Origin of the sequence: Micrococcus sp. KRD128, assembly GCF_017168395.1 — a bacterium.
Lineage (GTDB): Bacteria > Actinomycetota > Actinomycetes > Actinomycetales > Micrococcaceae > Micrococcus > Micrococcus luteus.
In genome coordinates this window covers 127,658-144,695 of sequence record NZ_JABFAX010000019.1, presented here as the reverse complement: position 1 = coordinate 144,695, position 17,038 = coordinate 127,658, and the positions used below count along the sequence as shown (strand labels likewise).

At 71.4% G+C, this 17,038-nt stretch carries 19 protein-coding genes; 8 read left to right on the top strand and 11 right to left on the bottom strand.

Annotation, left to right across the window (positions count from 1 at the left end; genetic code table 11):
• The first annotated feature begins 73 nt into the window (after positions 1–73).
• Positions 74–1,678, top strand: coding sequence for a Na+/H+ antiporter NhaA (nhaA, locus tag J1M44_RS10255; protein WP_274607911.1), 1,605 nt, complete (start codon positions 74–76; stop codon positions 1,676–1,678).
• Positions 1,615–1,917 (top strand): DsbA family protein, encoded by a 303-nt coding sequence (locus tag J1M44_RS11895; protein ID WP_274607910.1) that lies wholly within the window; start codon positions 1,615–1,617, stop codon positions 1,915–1,917. Before nhaA ends, J1M44_RS11895 begins: the two co-directional genes overlap by 64 nt.
• A gap of 23 nt (positions 1,918–1,940) precedes the next feature.
• Here the strand turns inward: J1M44_RS11895 and J1M44_RS10250 are convergent, their stop codons facing one another.
• From J1M44_RS10250 to J1M44_RS10220, 7 genes are read right to left on the bottom strand one after another with little or no spacing between them, the layout of a single operon-like run.
• Positions 1,941–2,723 (bottom strand): SCO1664 family protein, encoded by a 783-nt coding sequence (locus J1M44_RS10250; protein ID WP_145032946.1) that lies wholly within the window; start codon positions 2,721–2,723, stop codon positions 1,941–1,943.
• On the bottom strand, positions 2,723–3,265 hold the full coding sequence (locus tag J1M44_RS10245; protein ID WP_145032943.1) for a DUF3090 domain-containing protein: 543 nt from the start codon (positions 3,263–3,265) through the stop codon (positions 2,723–2,725). Before J1M44_RS10245 ends, J1M44_RS10250 begins: the two co-directional genes overlap by 1 nt.
• A complete protein-coding gene (locus tag J1M44_RS10240; protein WP_186321688.1) occupies positions 3,262–3,987 on the bottom strand; it encodes a histidine phosphatase family protein in 726 nt (241 codons plus the stop codon). The genes J1M44_RS10245 and J1M44_RS10240 overlap by 4 nt, the downstream gene beginning before the upstream one ends.
• 30 nt (positions 3,988–4,017) lie before the next feature.
• Positions 4,018–4,404 (bottom strand): hypothetical protein, encoded by a 387-nt coding sequence (locus J1M44_RS10235; RefSeq protein WP_098470637.1) that lies wholly within the window; start codon positions 4,402–4,404, stop codon positions 4,018–4,020.
• Entirely contained in the window at positions 4,404–5,810 is a 1,407-nt protein-coding gene (locus J1M44_RS10230) for a Dyp-type peroxidase (protein ID WP_145032941.1), read from the bottom strand. The genes J1M44_RS10235 and J1M44_RS10230 overlap by 1 nt, the downstream gene beginning before the upstream one ends.
• Position 5,811: 1 nt before the next feature.
• Positions 5,812–6,507 carry a hypothetical protein gene (locus J1M44_RS10225; protein WP_136940306.1) on the bottom strand — a complete coding sequence of 232 codons (696 nt, stop codon included), beginning with the start codon at positions 6,505–6,507 and terminating at the stop codon, positions 5,812–5,814.
• A gap of 53 nt (positions 6,508–6,560) precedes the next feature.
• Positions 6,561–7,649 carry a catalase family protein gene (locus tag J1M44_RS10220; RefSeq protein WP_145032938.1) on the bottom strand — a complete coding sequence of 363 codons (1,089 nt, stop codon included), beginning with the start codon at positions 7,647–7,649 and terminating at the stop codon, positions 6,561–6,563.
• 160 nt (positions 7,650–7,809) lie between these two features.
• Here J1M44_RS10220 and J1M44_RS10215 point away from each other — a divergent pair, with 160 nt between their 5' ends.
• From J1M44_RS10215 to J1M44_RS10200, 4 genes are all read left to right on the top strand, one after another.
• Positions 7,810–8,352, top strand: coding sequence for a TetR/AcrR family transcriptional regulator (locus J1M44_RS10215; RefSeq protein WP_145032935.1), 543 nt, complete (start codon positions 7,810–7,812; stop codon positions 8,350–8,352).
• Positions 8,353–8,477: 125 nt separating this feature from the next.
• On the top strand, positions 8,478–9,161 hold the full coding sequence (locus J1M44_RS10210) for a type 1 glutamine amidotransferase domain-containing protein (RefSeq protein WP_145032932.1): 684 nt from the start codon (positions 8,478–8,480) through the stop codon (positions 9,159–9,161).
• A gap of 43 nt (positions 9,162–9,204) precedes the next feature.
• Positions 9,205–10,215, top strand: a complete 1,011-nt coding sequence (locus J1M44_RS10205; protein WP_145032929.1) for an NADP-dependent oxidoreductase — start codon at positions 9,205–9,207, stop codon at positions 10,213–10,215.
• A 26-nt stretch (positions 10,216–10,241) separates the two neighbouring features.
• The gene (locus tag J1M44_RS10200) at positions 10,242–11,048 is read left to right on the top strand and encodes an alpha/beta fold hydrolase (RefSeq protein ID WP_241253002.1); all 807 of its coding nucleotides are present in this window, start codon (positions 10,242–10,244) and stop codon (positions 11,046–11,048) included.
• 33 nt (positions 11,049–11,081) lie between these two features.
• On the opposite strand, the gene J1M44_RS10195 is transcribed toward J1M44_RS10200, so the two are convergent.
• Positions 11,082–11,570 carry a MarR family winged helix-turn-helix transcriptional regulator gene (locus J1M44_RS10195; RefSeq protein ID WP_206480935.1) on the bottom strand — a complete coding sequence of 163 codons (489 nt, stop codon included), beginning with the start codon at positions 11,568–11,570 and terminating at the stop codon, positions 11,082–11,084.
• A 111-nt stretch (positions 11,571–11,681) separates the two neighbouring features.
• Here J1M44_RS10195 and J1M44_RS10190 point away from each other — a divergent pair, with 111 nt between their 5' ends.
• Entirely contained in the window at positions 11,682–12,101 is a 420-nt protein-coding gene (locus J1M44_RS10190) for an organic hydroperoxide resistance protein (RefSeq protein ID WP_144824809.1), read from the top strand.
• Positions 12,101–12,526: a DoxX family protein gene (locus J1M44_RS10185; protein ID WP_002855230.1), complete on the top strand. Its 426-nt coding sequence runs from the start codon at positions 12,101–12,103 to the stop codon at positions 12,524–12,526. Before J1M44_RS10190 ends, J1M44_RS10185 begins: the two co-directional genes overlap by 1 nt.
• A 62-nt stretch (positions 12,527–12,588) precedes the next feature.
• Here J1M44_RS10185 and J1M44_RS10180 read toward each other — a convergent pair whose 3' ends face one another.
• From J1M44_RS10180 to J1M44_RS10170, 3 genes are all read right to left on the bottom strand, one after another.
• Positions 12,589–13,773 carry a M20 metallopeptidase family protein gene (locus J1M44_RS10180; protein ID WP_206480934.1) on the bottom strand — a complete coding sequence of 395 codons (1,185 nt, stop codon included), beginning with the start codon at positions 13,771–13,773 and terminating at the stop codon, positions 12,589–12,591.
• A 28-nt stretch (positions 13,774–13,801) separates the two neighbouring features.
• On the bottom strand, positions 13,802–15,373 hold the full coding sequence (locus J1M44_RS10175) for an AbgT family transporter (protein WP_206480933.1): 1,572 nt from the start codon (positions 15,371–15,373) through the stop codon (positions 13,802–13,804).
• 124 nt (positions 15,374–15,497) lie between these two features.
• Positions 15,498–17,012 (bottom strand): acetyl-CoA hydrolase/transferase family protein, encoded by a 1,515-nt coding sequence (locus J1M44_RS10170; protein WP_206480932.1) that lies wholly within the window; start codon positions 17,010–17,012, stop codon positions 15,498–15,500.
• Positions 17,013–17,038: the final 26 nt, after the last annotated feature.

Genomic DNA, 17,038 nt, shown 5'->3' with positions numbered 1-17,038 from the left:
CCCTGCGGCCGCGCTGCACGGTCGACAAGGCTCGCCGCCGGGCGCTGCCCTTGGGCGCCGATATGCTTCCCGCATGACGAGCGGGCAGAAGGAACGGCGCATGAGCTGGCGAGCGATTCGCACGGAGGCGGGTTCGGCTGTGCTCTTGGTCGTCGTCACAGCGGTCGCCCTGCTCTGGGCGAACTCGCCACTCTCCGAGGCCTATTTCGGGCTGTGGGATGTCGAGATCGGGTTCGACGTCGGCGGGTTCGGACTGCACATGAACCTGCACCACTGGATCAACGACGGCCTCATGGTGGTCTTCTTCCTCGTCGTTGGCCTCGAGGTGCGACAGGAGTTCGCGCATGGGACGCTCCGAGACGCCAGCCGCGCGCGTCTCGCGTTGATCGCTGGCGTCGCCGGCGTGGCACTGCCCGCAGTTTTCTACATCCTGATCGTGGCCGCCGCGGGCGGCGACGGGCTCGGTGGATGGGGCGCGGTGGTCGGTACCGACACCGCATTCCTGTTGGGTGCCCTCGCGCTCGTCGGCCCGAAGCTCTCCGGCCAGTTGCGGGTGTTCCTCCTCACCCTCACCGTCGTCGATGACTTCCTCGCCGTCTCCATCATCGGCATCGTCTACAGCGACGAGATCCGGCTCGTTCCGCTGCTGATCGCAGTCGCCTGCCTTGCCGGGTTGTGGCTTCTGAGCCGTTCGCGGCAAGGGAGTGCCACACCGTACGTGCTGATTGTCATTGTGCTCTGGTTCGCGACCGTTGATTCCGGAGTCCACGCCTCCCTCGCGGGCATGGTCGCAGGACTCCTCATCCCCGCCTACCCGACGCGTCGGCAACAGGTGGTCGAGGCTCGTCAGCTGTTCCGCGACTTCTGGCAGTCGCCGAGCGCGGCATCGGCCCGCGCAGTCGATCGAGGCTTGGCACAAGGTATCTCGGTCAATGAACGCATGCACGAGGTCTTGCGCATGCCGACCGCGCTCGCCATCGTCCCGATCTTCGCGCTCGCGAACGCCGGCGTCGACCTGCGCGGCGGCGTGCTCGTCGATTCCTTCCAGTCCTCCGTGACGTGGGGAGTCATCGTGGGTCTCGTGCTCGGCAAACTTCTCGGCATCGGTCTCGCCACCTTCGTCGCTGTGAAGCTTGGAGCCGGTCGGCTGCCCGAGGGTGTCGGGATGGGCAGCGTGTTCGGCGGCGCGGCGCTTTCGGGGATCGGGTTCACCGTGTCGCTCCTGGTGATCGGCCTCGCGTTCGGCTCGACGTCCGACCTGGGTCGGCAGGCGACCGTCGGCGTGTTGGTCGCGATGGTGCTCGCGACCGCGCTGGGTTGGCTGATTTTCCGGGTTGCTGCGAAACGCTGGGGAGAGGAGACGGCAGATCTGCCGATGGTGCTCACACCACCCGTTGATCCTGAAGTCGACCACATCCGCGGACCCGAGGACGCCCAGCTCACGCTCGTCGAGTACATCGACTTCGAATGTCCCTATTGCGCGCACGCAACGGGTTCCTGGGAGGACCTTCGCAGCCGGTTCGGGGACGATCTCCGGTATGTCGTTCGCCAGCTGCCACATCACCCTCACGGCCCCCTCGCCGCACGAGCGTCGGGGCGGCATCGAATCAGGGGATGTTCTGGCCGTGGCTGGACTTCGTCTTCACGCGGCAAGATGCGCTCGAGCGCGAAGATCTGATCCGCTACGCCGAAGAGCTGGGCCTGGATGTCGCCCAGTTCACGGCTGACCTCGATAGCGCCGCCGTACGTGCCCGTGTGGAGCGGGATCTCGAAAGCGCTGATGCAAGCGGGGCGCACGCCACCCCGACGTTCTTCGTCGACGGCCGACGGTTGCTGGGCAGCTACGACGCTCGAACGCTCACCTCAACCCTCGAAGCCAGCCGCCGAGGCACACGAACCCAGGAAGTGCGCTCCTGAGTCGTCAGGCATCGCGGGGCCCGTCAGAAGAGCGGCCAGGGCACGGCCTGCGTCAGGCCGCTCGGGGCAGGGAAGATGCCGTCGTCGAGCAACTGGGCACAGCGTTCGGCAAGGGCTTCGACTTCCTCGGCACTGAGCAGCTCCGCCAGCCCCCGCCCCAGCTCACCGTCGAGCCCCGTGCCTACCCGGGCGACGCCGTCGCGCTCCTCCTCGCTCAGCGCCTCGCCCAGCCATCCCCACAGCACGGTCCGCAGCTTGTCCTGCACGTGGAACGTGAGCCCGTGGTCCACCCCGTACCGGTGACCGCCGGGCATGGCGAGGATGTGGGCGCCCTTGCGGTCGGCGTTGTTGACGATCACGTCGAAGACCGCCATGCGGCGCAGCGCCGTCGAGTCCTCGTGTGCCAGGGCCAGCCGATTCCCGTCCTCGTCCTCGCCCTCCAGGATCGTGAGCCACCCTGAGGCCGACACCTCGTCCGCCGGGAACAGGTCCACGGCGTCCTGCTCAGGATCCTGCTCCTGCCAGAGCTGCACCATGCCCTCGCCGAACGGGCCGTCTCGCAGCCACGTGCGCGGCACGATGTCCCACCCCAGCGCCTCGGACACCAGGGACGCGGCCACTTCGCGGCGGGCCAGGGTTCCGGTGGGGAAGTCCCAGAGCGGGGCCTCGCCGGCCACCGGCTTGTAGACCACCGGGGTGTCACCGATCGCGCCGAGGAACGTGGCGTTGGACGCCGTCGTGATGCGGCCGGTGAGCGTCAGCTCCCCGGACACCAGCTCGCCGGCGGGCACGTCCGCGGCGCTCATCAGGAGTCGGGAAGAGTGCAGTCGTGACCGTCGGGGTCGATGGGCTGGCCGCAGTCCGAGCAGAACGGGCGCCCGGCGTCCACGACCTCCCGGGTGCGCCGGGCGAACGCCCGGGCGGCGCCGACGGGCATCCGCACGCGCACGGCCTCGGCGTCCGCCTCGAGCGCCGGGTCGGCGTCGTCGTCAGAGAGCGGGTGCGCGTCGATGAGCACCTGCGCGGTGGTGGGGTCCCAGCCCAGGCCGATGGCCCCCACCCGGAACCACTCCTGCACCGGGTCCAGCGGATCGTTGTCCACGAGTTCCACGGGGGTGCTGGCCGGGACGCTGTGCGGGTTGCCCTCCAGCGCCATCAGGTCGTCGAGGATCTCGTCGATCATCTCCGCCATCAGGGCGGACTGCTGCTTCTCGAGGGCCAGGCTCACCAGCCGGGGCCCGGTGCGCACCTGCAGGTAGAACGTGCGGGCTCCGGGACGCCCGAGCGTTCCGGTCACGACCCGATCCGGCCAGTCGAACTCATGGGCGGGGGCAGGTGCATCAGTCATGTCACGATCCTAGGCGTCTGCTCGTCCACCGCGCCGGGGCCGGTGCCCGCGCCGCCGCCCACCGGGGCGTCGTCGGACGGGCCGAGGCTCGAGAGCCAGGACAGGTCCCCGGCGTCGGTATTGGTCGCCCAGACCCGCGGTCGGCTTGGTCCGTAGCTCACGATGGACACCGACGCCGGCCCCACCTCGATCCGCTGGAACAGATCCAGGTGCGTGCCGAGCGCGTCGGCCAGGATCGACTTGATGACGTCCCCGTGGCTCACGGCCACCCACACCGCCCCGGGCCCGTGCTCGGCCTCGACGGCGGCGTCGTGCCGGCGGATCGCCGCCACCGCGCGGGCCTGCATGCCCGCCATGGACTCCCCGCCGGGGAAGACGACGGCGGACGGCTGGGTCTGCACCGTCGCCCACAGGGGCTCGGTGGCCAGGTCGCTGAGCGCGCGGCCCTGCCACTGGCCGTAGTCGCACTCGGTGAGGTCGTCGTCGACCAGCGAGGGCACCGTCCCCGGCTGGCGATCAAGGAGGGCGCGGGCCGTCTGCGCGCACCGCTCCAGGGGGCTGGCCACCACCGCGGCCACGGGCACGGCCGCGATCCGATCCGCGGTGCGGGCCGCCTGCTCCCGTCCGTGCTCGTCCAGGCCGACCCCGGGGGTGCGGCCCGCCAGCAGTCCGGACGCGTTGGCCGTGGTGCGGCCGTGCCGCACGAGAAGTACCGTCGCCATCACTCCAGCCTACTCACGCGGCGGAGGGCCTCATTGGGACGGGTCACGGGGCAGGGGAGTCCACCTCAGGGTGAGGCCCCCGACGGCGGCCAGCGCCGCGTGGGCGTCGTCGGCGGCGTCCTCCAGCCCGTCCGCCACGTCTTCACCGGCCGAGGTGAGCAGCAGGATCGCGTGGTCGTCCGCGTCGGGCTGCTCGCCCGGGTCGGCGCGCCAGCCGCCCCTGCCCCGCACGCCGTCCTCGTCCCCGGGCAGGGAGGCCAGCCACGCGACGGCGGCCCGGGACGCCCCGGGGCCGACGACGTCCAGCCGCAGGGTCGCGGGGGAGCCGTCGTTGCCCGGCGGGGTGCCCCACAGCCAGTCCAGGTCCACCTGCCATGGCTGGGCGCCCGCGGGGCCACCCGGGGACGGGGGCTGCATCACGCCTCGGCGTCCGACTGGCCCGAGGTCCAGCCCGCCTCACCGATCCACCGCAGGGCGCTGAGCGAGGGCATGAAGAGGTACTCGCCTCCGGCCATCCGGTTGAAGGTGGTGATGCCGTCGATGCGCTTGCGAGCCGGCTCGGCGGGGATGGTGAACCGTCCCTGCGTCGGGTCGTCCTCGTGCAGACCGACGATCGGATCCCGCTCGGAGCCGAGGTCGACGAAGTTGCCTCCGTTGATCCACTCCTGCTGCATGAACTCGATCGTGTCGAAGGCCCGGGCGCTGATGAAGATGAAGTAGATCCCGCGGTCCTCCTTCGCGTCGTCGGCCGAGGTCACCTCCGGCGACCACCCGGGACCGTAGGTCGAGGAGCGCCGGATGATCCGCTTGATGTTGACGTCCGTCATGATCGACAGGTCGCTGTCCCGCGGGTTGAGGCGGCGCATGTGGCTGGAGTGCGGGCACATCAGGCCCTTCGGGTCGTCCTCGAAGGTGAAGTCGTTGCGCCGCTCCGGGTCGTTGCCCAGCTCCTCGTCGTCGTGGTCCGGGGAGAGCACGAGCGGGGCGCCGCTGCGCCACCGACCGAACATCTTCGCGGCGATCCGGTGCTGCTCCTCCGGGTCCGGGCTGTGCGAGGCCAGGTACTCGTTGAAGGCGCCCACCCGGCTGGCGAACTTGCGCAGCACCACGTAGGTCCCGTTGCGGCCCAGCACGTCCGGCTGCGGCACGGCCAGCGGGGAGCCGGTCTCGCTGTTCTCGCCCAGGATGAACTCGCCGGCGGAGATGGAGCGCTCCTGGCCCGGCTGGGGCCGCACCCCGCTGCCGGCCACCGTCGGCTGCGAGATGGAGTCCCGGAAGCCGAAGGGGTTCTTGTTCAGCTCGTCCACCCCGAACCGGTGGGTGGCCACCAGGGTCACTCCGGTGGAGTGCTCCAGCACCTCCCGCGCCTGGTCCAGGGCGGCGTCCAGGGCGTCGGCGTCGGCCGCATAGATCGTCAGCGCGATGTGGCAGGCGTCCTGGGTGAACGCCTCGTCCCAGTGCTCCGGGGCGTTCGGCCCGGTGTCCATGAGCTGCTGGGCGCGGGCGGCCATCCCCTGCTGGTAGGGCAGCGGGAAGCTGGCCAGGGAGTCCTTGGGCAGCCCGAGGGCGCGCAGGCCGGCGTAGCTGATCGCCACGCCGGTCCAGGACTGCAGGTCATCGGCCCAGTCCTGCGCGGAGGTGACGTGCTCGGCCAGGCGACGGACGAAGTCCCGGCCGCCTTCGGCCTCCTCCACGGTCAGCATGGCGTGGGCGCCGACGTAGGGCTCAGGCCGCGACCGCAGCACCAGGCCCTGGATGTCGTCCAGGTCCAGCTCGACCCGCTCCCGATCGAAACGTTCCTTCAGGTCCTTGAGCACGCCCATCTCAGTAATCCACCGCCTCGGGGGTGGAGATCGTGTCGGTGAGCTGCTTCAGGGCGGCCGCAGTGTCCTCGTCCAGGTCGGTGCGCCCGGCCATCTGGTCCAGGAAAGTGTTCACCGCGTCCTCGGTGCGCTGCAGTCGGCGCGTGTCCACCACGGTGACCTGCGGGTTCGCCACGAACCACCCGGAGGCGGTGATCTGGTGGTCGGCGATGAAGTCCTTCACGGTCGGGCTGTCGATGCCCGGCCACCCCTCCACGTTCTGGAAGAGGAGGTCCATCAGCTCGGGGATCTTGGTGGCGAAGTCGTTGATGTACGCGTCCCAGTCGCCGTCGTAGGCCGTGGCGAAGAGGATGCGGGTGTTGTCGTCGAAGAAGACGAAGCGCATGTCGTGGAGCGTGGACACGCGCTGGGCGCCGTCCATGTTGCCGCGGGTCAGGTCGAAGATGCGCTGCAGCCGTTCGGCACCGCCCGGCTTGAGGCGGGCGATCGCGGTCAGCTCCGAGACCTTGCCCGAGCGCATCCCCACGCGGCCGGCGGAGTCGGCGGTGCCGGACAGGTCCGGGTTGTGCTCGCGGATCATCGCCTCGAGGGCGATCTTGGCCAGCGTGGGGGCGTCCTGGGCGACGTCCTCGACGGCGCGTTTGACGGCGTCGAGGCGGCTCTCGTTCTGCAGTCGGGGGTCGGGGCGGTCGTTCATGAGGTCCTCCTTCGAGAATCCTTCGGGATGAATGGTGAGGGGCGAGGCCGGGATCAGTCCGGGATCTCGTCCAGCGTGGCCGGCTCGGGGGCCGGGCGGTCGTTGAACTGGTGGCGGTAGCGGGTGGACTGCTCGTAGGCGTGCCGGCGGACGCGCATGATCGAGCCCAGCGGCTGGTGCTCGACCACGCCGTTCCACGGGTTGAAGGTCAGGACGTCGTCGCCGTAGACGCGGCGGCGAGGGCTGTAGGTGTCCTGCGGGGCGATCCGCAGGGTCGCGACGGGCTGGTGGGGGGCCTGCTCCTCGTCCCAGAGCACGGAGGCGTCCTCCACGGGCATCTGCTCCAGGTCCGTCGCCAGCTGGGCGCGCAGCGTGTACTCCGCGCCCTCGTGGGAGAAGAAGTCCGCGACCACGTCCCGGATCGAGGAGAAGTCCTCCACGTCCATGTCCTGACCGGTCAGGGCGCGCACGTTCGCGGACTCCGGCGCCAGCGAGACCTTGGCGATGTGGTCGCCGTAGCGCAGGGCGCCCTGGGTGAAGTACGTCTCGCCGAGGACGTGGGCGTTGTCCCGCCCCAGGCCCTGCAGGGTGGCGCCGGGGGTCCCGCCCACGGCCTCCACGGCCCCGCGCACCACTCGGGCGGCGCCGGTGGCGAGCCGCTGCAGCAGCTCCGGGTTCTGGGAGTTCTTCTCCAGCAGCCCCAGCATCTCCTGATAGCGACCCACGGTGCCGAAGGCCAGCGTGGGGAAGTTGACCATCAGGAAGTCCTGGTTGTGGCCGCCCGGCTCGGACAGCAGGCGCTCGCCCTCCACGCCGAGCACCTTCAGGGCCCAGCCCCGCGGGGCGGGGGTGCGGTCGGTGTGGATGTCTCCGGGGGCGGAGGACAGCCGCGCGACCGCCTCGTAGCGTCCCGGGCGGGCGAAGATGCCCTGTGCCAGCTCGGGAGCCAGGCCCTCGTGCACCTCCAGGGTGGCCTTGAGGATGGCGTGGCTCTTGGCATGGGCGTCGCGGTGGGCGTGCCGATGCCGGCCGGCGGCCTGGCGCTGGGCCTCGCCCATCTGCTCGAGGATCTCCCGGGTGATGGTCTCTTCGCGTTCGGCGGGGTGCTCGACGTCCGGTGTGAATCGCACGGGTTCGGTCATGAGTGCTGCGCCTCCCTCTCTACGGGTGCATTTACGCTACGATCAGTCGCGCAACCGTCATCAGTGATGCTAGGGCGGTCACAGGATCCGGGGCAAGGGCAGGAGGACGGTGCAGACGAAGACCGCGAACCGAAGCGCGGGCAGGCCCCGCCGTCAAGGCGTGGAGGAGACGGTGCTGGCGGCCGCCGTCGCGTTGGCCGGCGACGAGGGGTACGCCGGCGCCACCGTGGACGCCGTCGCCGCCCGGGCGGGGGTGGCCAAGACGACGGTGTACCGGCGGTGGCCGTCCAAGGAGGCGCTCGCCGTGGACGCCCTCGCCGCAGCGCTGGACCTGCCGCCCGCCGATCCGGACGGGCCCGTGCCGGACGCGACGCTGTGCCGCGCCGTCCGCCGTCTGGCCGCGCAGATCCAGACCACCCCGGTCCGGGCACTCCTCGGCGGCCTGCTGACCCAGGCGATGCGCGACCCCGAGACGCGGGCGCGGCTGCGCTCGCGGTTCCGCGAGCCCTTCCTCCGGGAGGCCCTGGCAGATCCCGCCGGGGACGTCGACCTGGACCCCGCCGCGGTGGACCTCGCCTTCGACCTGGTCGTCGGCACGCTGCTGCACCGGCTGGCGACGGTGGGCGACGTCAGCCAGGCCGAGCTGGAGGCCATCCTGGGGGCCGCCGTCGGTCTGCTCTCGGGCCGGCCTGCGTCCGGGTGAGGCCCGAGGCGGGCTCCCGGGCGCGGCGCCGCAGCGTGAGGCTGGTGGGCACCGTCACCCTTGCCCGAGATTCGGTTGCGTACGACCATGAGAGTGCAGTCCCCACCAACGAAAGGGCCCCAGACATGTCCCGCATCCTGATGATCCTCACCTCGCACGACCAGCTGGGTGACACCGGCCGCAAGACCGGGTTCTGGCTCGAGGAGTTCGCCTCGCCCTACTACGTCTTCACGGACGCCGGCCACGAGGTCACCCTCGCCTCGCCCCGCGGCGGCCAGCCGCCCATCGACCCGACGAGCTCGCAGCCGGAGATGCAGACCGAGGCCACCCGCCGGTTCGACCAGGACGAGGAGGCCAAGGCCGCCCTGGCCCACACCACGCCCCTGGCCCAGGTGGACGTGGACGGGTTCGACGCCGTCTTCTACCCGGGCGGTCACGGCCCGCTGTGGGACCTGGTGTCCGACGCCGACTCCACGCGGATCATCCTCGACAGCGACGAGGCCGGGCGCCCGCTCGGCCTCGTCTGCCACGCACCCGGGATCCTGCACCCGATCACCGCCGCCGACGGCACCCCGTTCGTGCGCGGCCGTCAGGTCGCCGGGTTCACCAACGGCGAGGAGGAGGCCGCCCAGCTGACGGACGTCGTCCCGTTCCTCGTCGAGGACTCGCTGATCGCCGCCGGCGCGGACTACCGCAAGGGCCCGGATCAGGAGAGCTTCGTGGTCACGGACGGCACCCTGGTGACCGGTCAGAACCCGGCCTCCTCCGCCGACGCCGCCCGCCGCGTCCTCGACCTGCTCGCGCGCTGACCCCCCGCCGAGCCCACCACTTCGACCCCGAGGAGACCACTCGATGAGCACCCCCACCCGCACGCGCGAGATCCACCTCGCCTCCCGCCCCCACGGCGCCCCGACGCCGGAGAACTTCCGCCTCACGGAGGTCGAGCTCCCCGAGCTCGCCGAGGGCCAGGTCCTCGTGCGCAACACCGTGATGTCCGTGGACCCGTACATGCGCGGCCGCATGAACGACGTCGAGTCCTACGTGCCCCCGTTCCAGCTCGACGCCCCGCTCGACGGCGGCGCGGTGGGCACCGTGATCGCCTCGCGCCACGCGGACGTGCCGGAGGGCACGTCCGTGCTCCACGGACTCGGCTGGCGCGAGCACGCCGTCCTCGACGGCGACACCGTCCAGGCCGTGGACACCTCCCAGTTCTCGGACAGCACCTACCTGGGCGTGCTGGGCATGACGGGTCTGACCGCCTACACGGGCCTCGTGCACGTGGCCGAGATGCAGGAGGGCGACGCCGTGTTCATCTCGGGCGCCGCGGGGGCCGTCGGCTCGGTCGCCGGCCAGATCGCCCGCCTCCTGGGTGCCTCGCGCGTCGTCGGCTCGGCGGGCACGCCCGAGAAGGTGGCGTGGGTGAAGGAGCTGGGCTTCGACGCCGCGTTCAACTACCACGACGGCTCGCCCACGGACCTGCTGGCCGAGGCCGCGCCGGAGGGGATCGACGTCTACTTCGACAACGTGGGCGGCGACCACCTCGAGGCCGCCATCGCCGCGATGCGGGTCGACGGCCGCGTGGCGATGTGCGGTGCGATCGCCCAGTACAACTCGACGGAGCCGCCGGCCGCCCCGCGCAACCTCGCCCTGGCGATCGGCAAGCGGCTGACCCTGCGCGGCTTCGTCCTGCAGAAGTACGCGGTGCAGGTCCGCCCCGAGTTCCTCGAGCGCGTGGGCCCGTGGGTCGCCGACGGGAAGATCCAGTGGGACGAGACCGCCCGGGAGGGTCTGGAGAACGCGCCCCAGGCGTTCATCGACCTGCTCGAGGGCGCCAACACGGGGAAGATGGTCGTGCGGCTGTGACGAGCGACGGCGCACTCGGGGGCGGCATGGCCACCTTCCGGCATCAGGGCCTGACCTTCGACGTCCGCGACGGCGGACCGGCCGAGGGGGAGGTGGTCCTGCTGCTGCACGGCTTCCCGCAGGACGCCACGTCCTGGAAGCACGTCGAGCCGCTGCTGCACGCCGCGGGTCTGCGCACCCTCGCGCCGGACCAGCGCGGCTACTCCCCGGGGGCCGCTCCGCGGGCGACGGCGGCCTACCGCCTCCCGGCGCTCGTGGGGGACGCCGTCGCGCTGGCGGACGCGGCGGGGGCGCGGCGCGTCCACGTCGTCGGCCATGACTGGGGCGGCGCCGTCGCCTGGGCGATGGCCACCGCCCACCCCGAGCGCGTCGCGTCCCTGACCGTCCTGTCCACGCCGCACCCGGCCGCCCTGGCCCGCGCCCTGCGCGGCCCTGACCAGCTGCGCCGCAGCTGGTACATCGCCGCCTTCCAGGCACCGTCCCTCCCCGAACGGATCCTCGCGCGACGGCTGGGCTCCCTGCTGCAGCGGGGGCAGGTCCCCGGGGCGGAGCACTACGCCCGCCGGTTCTCCACCCCGCAGAGCCTGCGCGGTCCGGTGAACTGGTATCGGGCGAACCCGGATCTGGTGACCACCACGCGCAGCGCGCCCGTGTCGGTCCCCACCACGTACGTGTGGGGCACCCGGGACGCGGCCCTGGGGCCGCGGGCCGCCGAGCTCACGGCCGGGCAGGTGACGGGGGAGTACCGGTTCGTGAAGCTCGACGCGGACCACTGGCTGCCCGAGCGTGAGGCGGACGCCGTCGCCCGGGCGATCCTGGACCGGGTGCGCTGACCCCCGCTCCGCACGCGGGCCGCTCCCGCCGTCTCAGCGCGGCCCGACGGCCTCGGTGATCCGGTTCAGCTGGTCCATGAGGACCTGGCGCTCGGCGACGTCGAGGGGGATCCGGGTGAGGGCGTCCACCGGGACCGTCCGGGCGGACGCCCGCAGCGCCCGCCCCTCGTCCGTCAGCCGCACCAGCACGCGCCGCTCGTCGCGGACGTCGCGCTCCCGCGTGACGAGCCCCATGCCGGCCAGGCGCCGCACCAGAGGCGTGATGGTGCCGTTGTCCATGCCGAGCCTGTCCCGCAGCGCGCCGACCCCCAGCGCCCCGGCGTCCGGTGTCGACGCATCCGTCTCGGCCGAGGCGTCACCCTCCGCCTGCCACAGGGTGAGCATCACGAGGTACTGCGGGTAGGTGAGGCCGAGGCGGGACAGCAGGGGGCCGTAGCCGCGCGTGACGGCGCGCGCCGCCCGGTGCAGGGCGAAGCAGAGCTGGTCCTCGAGGGCGAGGCTGGGGGTCGGCGCGGCATCCATGGAAGCGATTCTAGTGGTCGCTGGGGAACAACTTGGTTGCGCGCGACCTAATCGGGTGGCAGGCTGGAGCCGACTCGTCCCGCACGGGGCGGGCGGATGAAAGGACCTCTCATGGAGACCATCTACACCGCCGAGGCGCTCAGCACCGGCGTCGGCCGCGACGGCCACGTCCGCACCACCGACGGGCGGGTCGACCTCGACCTCGCCGTGCCCACCGAGATGGGCGGCTCCGGCCAGGGCAGCAACCCCGAGCAGCTGTTCGCCGCCGGCTACGCCGCGTGCTTCCACTCGGCCCTGCAGATGGTCGCCCGGGCCTCCCGTGCCGACATCACCGACTCCTCCGTCGGCGCGCGCGTGGGCATCGGCCGCCAGGGTGAGGGCTTCGGCCTGGAGGTCACCCTCGAGGTCGTGCTGCCCCACGTCCCCGCGGACCAGGCCCGCGCCCTCATAGAGCAGGCGCATCAGGTATGCCCCTACTCGAACGCCACCCGGGGCAACATCGACGTCGTCCTCGAGCTCGGGGAGGCGTGATGACGAAGCGCCGGCAGTCTGCCCCCCTCTCCCAGACCGCCGCCCGCCTCGGCCTCGGCGGGTTCATGACCGCCGCGGGGCTGTCCCACCTCACCGTGGCGCGCCGTGAGTTCCGCGCCCAGGTGCCCTCGTGGGTCCCGCTCCCGGCGGACCTCGTGGTGCTCGGATCCGGCGTGGCCGAGATCGGCCTCGGGGCCGCTCTGCTGGCGCTCCCCGGGCAGCGTCGCCTGACCGGCACCGCCCTGGCGGCCTTCTACACCGCGATCTACCCCGGGAACATCGGGCAGTACGCCGAGCGCAAGGACGGCTTCGGGCTGGACACCGACGGCCGCCGCCTGGCGCGGCTGTTCGGCCAGCCCGCCCTCATCGCGGCCGCCCTGTGGGCTGCCGGAATCCCCGAGCGGGAGCAGGGCGGGCGCCGCTGACGCCGTCGCCGGTCCTGCGGTCCCGGGCCGGCTCCGGGCGCGTGCCCGGAGCCGGCGTGATCTCACCCCGCCGCGAGGCGCGGCCCGTTCCGCAGGACCTCCACGACCAGCTGCAGGGCGATCGGGAAGGCGTCCTCATCCAGCCCGAACCGCGGGTTGTGGTGACCCGCGTCGAAGCCCTTGGCGGCGTTGCCGGCCCCCACGAACACGTATGTGGCGGGCGCGGTCCGGGAGAAGGCCGCGAAGTCCTCGCCGCCGAGCATCGGCGGGTCGGTGATCACCGAGCCCGGGAACAGGTCCTCGCACAGTTCCTGGACCACCGCGGTGCGGGCCGGGTCGTTCCACACCATGTCGTAGCCGCGCAGGTAGTCCAGCTCGCAGCTCAGACCGGGGTTCGCCGTCTCGAGGCCGCGGACCATGTCCCGCATCGCCGCCTCGACGGTGTCCCGCACGTCGTCGTCGTGTGTGCGGACCACGCCGCCGATGTGCGCCTCCGGTGGGTACACGTTCAGCGCCGACTGACGCCCGGCGTCCATCCAGGTCGTGGACACCACGCACGGGTCCAGGCCGGCCACCCGGCGGGACGGGATGAGCAGGAACTGCTGGATCAGGGAGCTGGCCGCGGTGACCACGTCCACGGCGTCCTCCGGGGTGGACGCGTGGGCGCCCTCGCCCCGCAGGTGCACCTCGAACAGGTCCGAGTTCGCCGAGGCCGGGCCGGGCTTGATGTCGACCGTGCCCGTGGGGAGGGTGCTCCAGTAGTGGAAGCCGAAGAAGTAGTCGACGTCCGCGAACCGGCCCGTCTCCACCATCTCCTTGGCGCCGCCGGGCGGGGTCTCCTCCGCATGCTGGAAGATGCCGAGCACGGTGCCGGTCAGCTCGTCCAGGTGATCATGCGCCCAGACCAGGGCGGACATGATGGTGGCCGTGTGCCCGTCGTGACCGCAGCCGTGCATGCGACCCGGCGTGGTCGAGGCGAAGTCCAGGTCGGGGCGGTCCTCGGTCATGGCCAGCCCGTCGATGTCCGCGCGCAGACCCAGGGTGGGGCCGGGGCGGCCGGTGTCCAGGGTCACCACCAGGCTCGTCGGCGTGAGGTTCTCGAACGTGGCGCCCGGCAGGCGCGGCTCCAGCTCGGCACGGATGTAGCGGACGGTCTCGTGCTCCTCGAACGAGGCCTCCGGGTGCTGGTGCAGGTGACGGCGCCAGGCGACGAGCTGGTCCTGGTAGGCGTCGATGTCGGTCGACATGGGGTCTCCTCTCGGTCGGGGCGGGGCGTCACGGGGTGGGCAGGTGGATGGGACCGTCCGGCCCCAACGGCCAGCCCAGCAGGTACCAGACGACCATCATGGCGGTCCACACCAGGCCCATCGCGAGCGAGTAGGGCACCAGCGTGGAGATGAACGTGCCGATGCCGAGCTTCTTGTCGTAGCGCTGGGCGTAGGTCAGCACCAGGGCGAAGTACGGGAACATGGGCGTGATCGGGTTCGTGACGGCGTCGCCGATGCGGTACACCATCTGCGTGAACGCCGGGTGGTAGCCCAGCAGCATCATCATCGGGATGAAGATCGGCGCCAGGATCGCCCACTTGGCGGAGGCCGACCCGACGAAGAGGTTCACGACGGCGGAGATCGCGATGATCCCGAGGATCAGCACGATGCCGTCCTGGCCCTCGAGCAGTTCGGCGCCGCGGATGGCCAGGATGGCGCCCATGTTGGACGCGCTCACGTACGACAGCAGCTGCGAGGCGAAGAACACGACGACGATGAAGCTGGCCATCGTGGCCATGGACTCCACCATCATGCGGGCGACGTCCGAGGAGCGCGTGATCGTCTTCGCCCGGACCCCGTAGACCAGCCCCGGGAGGAAGAACGCCAGGGCCAGGATCAGCCCGATGCCGTTCATCAGGGGCGCGTCGGTGGTCAGGGAGCCGGTCTCGGCGTTGCGCAGGAACGAGCCCTGGGGGATGCAGGCGGCCACCACGAGCGCGGCGAACAGCGCCAGCGCCACCAGGGCCCACCGGTTGGCCCGGCGCTGGACGTCAGTGACCTCCATGTCCCCGGCCTCGACGTCGTCCGTCGCCTGGTAGGCGCCCAGGCGGGGGATCGCGATCTTGGTGGTGACGAGCCACAGCACCGGCAGGAGGACGACGACGGAGGCGGCGATGAACCACCAGTTCATCGGGACGGTCGTCTCGATGTCGGGGTCGATGATGACCGCGGCCTCCTGCGTGAAGCCCTGGACGAGCGCGTCGGACATGCCGATCATCAGGTTCGCCGCGAAGCCACCGGTCGCGGCCGCGTAGGCCAGGGCGATGCCGGCGATCGGGTGCCAGCCCAGCTTGAGGAAGATCAGGGCGGCCAGCGGGGGCAGCACGATCGGGGCGGCGTCGCCGGCGATGTTGCCCAGCAGGCCGATGAGCGCGATCGCGGGGATGATCAGGCCCTTGGGGGCGCTGGTCATGGACTGCGTCAGGCCGACCTCGAACCAGCCCGACCGCTCGGCCACGCCGATGCCGAACATGATGATGAGCACCTGTCCCAGCGGGGCGAAGGCGCCGAAGGTCTTGGCGGCGTCGCCGATGACGACGCGCATGCCCTCCGCGCTGAGCAGATTGGTCGCCACGAGGGTCTCACCCGTGCCCGGATGGACCGCGCTCCACCCGCTCAGCCCGGCCACGGCAGACGCCGTCAGGGTCAGGGCGCAGAGGGCCGCGAAGATGATGATCGGGTCCGGGAGCTTGTTGCCGCTCCATTCGATCACGTTGAGGAACCTGTTGAGCAGGCCCCCCGGAGCGCGCTTCCGGGGTGAGGCGTCGGCGGCGGTGGACCCACCGGTGGGCGAGGTCATGGGACTCCTCCGAGGTGCGAGAGACGGTGAGACCTCGGCCACAGGGGCGAGGTACGGCCCACTGTAGGGTGCCCCGTCGCAGGTGACCCGCAGGTGTCTCGTCGGTGTCCGGTCCGGCGGGCCGTCAGCCCTGACGCATCGTCCCGGTCTCGAGGAAGCGCTGGTGCCAGGACAGAGCCTCGCCCAGCAGGTGCGGGGTGTGCAGACCCTCCGACTCACGCATCGCGCGGTCGAAGTAGTCCCGCAGCGGCTCCCTGTAGTCCGGGTGCGCGCACGTGTCGATGATCGTGCGGGCGCGCTGCTTGGGGGAGAGGCCGCGCAGATCGGCCAGCCCCTGCTCGGTGACCACCACGTGCACGTCGTGCTCTGTGTGGTCCACGTGCGAGACCATCGGCACGATGCAGGAGATGTCCCCGCCCTTGGCCGTGGACGGGGTGAGGAAGAACGAGGTGAAGGCGTTGCGGGCGAAGTCGCCGGAGCCGCCGAGGCCGTTCATCATCTTCGTGCCCATCAGGTGCGTGGAGTTCACGTTGCCGTACAGGTCGGCCTCGAGCATGCCGTTCATGGCGAGGATGCCGAGGCGGCGCACGAGCTCGGGGTGGTTGGAGATCTCCTGGGTGCGCAGGATCAGCTTGTCCCGATACTTCGCGGCGTTGTCGTTGAACCGTTCGGCGGCCTCGGTGGACAGGGAGAACGCGGTCGCGGACGCGGTCGCCAGGGTGCCGGAGTCCAGGGCGTCGAGCATGCCGTCCTGCACCACCTCGGTGAACGCGGACAGGCCCGTGAACCGGGACTTCACCAGCTCGGACATCACCGCGTTCGCGATGTTGCCCACGCCCGACTGCAGCGGCAGCAGCCGCTCGTCGTACCGGCCCTGGGCCACCTCGTGCTCGAAGAACTCCACGAGGTGCTGGGCGATCGCGATCGAGTCCGCGTCGGCGGGCTTGAAGGCGGAGTTGCGGTCCGGGGCGTGGGTCTCGACGACGGCCACCACCTTGGCCGGATCGCACCGCAGGTACGTCTCACCGATGCGGTCCGCCGGGTGGGTGAGCATGATCGGCGAGCGGTGCGGGGGCAGCGCGGTGCCGTAGTAGACGTCATGCAGACCCTCGAGGTCCTCGCTCTGCCACGAGTTGACCTCGAGGATCACCTGATCCGCCAGGTCGATCCAGGACTTGTTGTTGCCCACGGAGGAGCTGGGGACGAGACGGCCGTCCTCGCGGATCCCGGACACCTCGATCACCGCGGTGGTCATGGGCCCGTAGAAGCCGTTCCACACGGCCTGCGCCAGGTGGGACAGGTGCGTGTCGATGTACTCGATGGCGCCCGCGTTGATCTTGGCGCGCATCGTCGGGTCCGACTGGAACGGGGTGCGCAGCGCGACGGCGTCCGCCTCGGCCAGAGCGCCGTCCATCTCTGCGGAGGTGGACGCCCCCGTGTGGAGGTTGATGCGGAACTCCTCGCCGCGCGCGTGCAGCGCCTTCGCGCGCTCGGCCAGCGCCATCGGCACGGCCTTCGGGTAGCCGGACCCCGTGAACCCGCTCATGCCCACGGTGGTGCCGTGCTGGATGAACGCCGCCGCCTCCGCGGCGGACATCACCTTCGACCGGAGGCCGGGGTGGTGGATGCGGGACGACATGGGTGAGGCCTCCGTGCGGGTGAGAC